Raw genomic sequence first — 446 nt, forward strand, 5'->3', positions numbered from 1 at the left:
CGGCCATTGTACCTCGCCAATCTTGCGGTTGCGGTCGGGAGGTATAGACACCTCGACACTATTGAGGGAGATCGCCGTGCCGCGATCGCCGGAATAGAGCTTGCCGGGATCATCCGATGGCTTGCGCGTCGTGGCGACCAGCATGGTGACTCGGCTCGTACCGGTCGGGGCGACGGCAAGCGGCCGAAGGACATCCTGCGCCCGGTTGGCGCAACTGGATGTAACAAGAGAGAGGGCGACGAGGATGGGGATGGTCTTGCACGCGCAATGAATGCTCGCGATCGTCGCCGTCACACGATATCCGTTGAAACCCTGGGCATTTCGCCCAGGGTGCGAGAGCGATGTCGTCATCTCAGTTCTGCTCGACCTCACGGGGAATCCGGAACCAGGCGACATAGAGCGCGGGCAGGAAGAGCAGTGTCAGTGCGGTGCCCACGACGATGCCG

Annotated in this window: 1 pseudogene; it reads right to left on the reverse strand. The window is 62.3% G+C overall.

Going from position 1 to position 446, the window contains the following annotated elements:
- Positions 1-351 (reverse strand): annotated as a pseudogene (locus PY650_RS36820) (esterase); the annotation flags it as partial.
- Between the last annotated feature and the right edge of the window lie 95 nt (positions 352-446).

This window comes from Martinezella calliandrae, assembly GCF_030272695.1.
GTDB classification, from domain to species: Bacteria; Pseudomonadota; Alphaproteobacteria; order Rhizobiales; family Rhizobiaceae; genus Rhizobium; species Rhizobium calliandrae.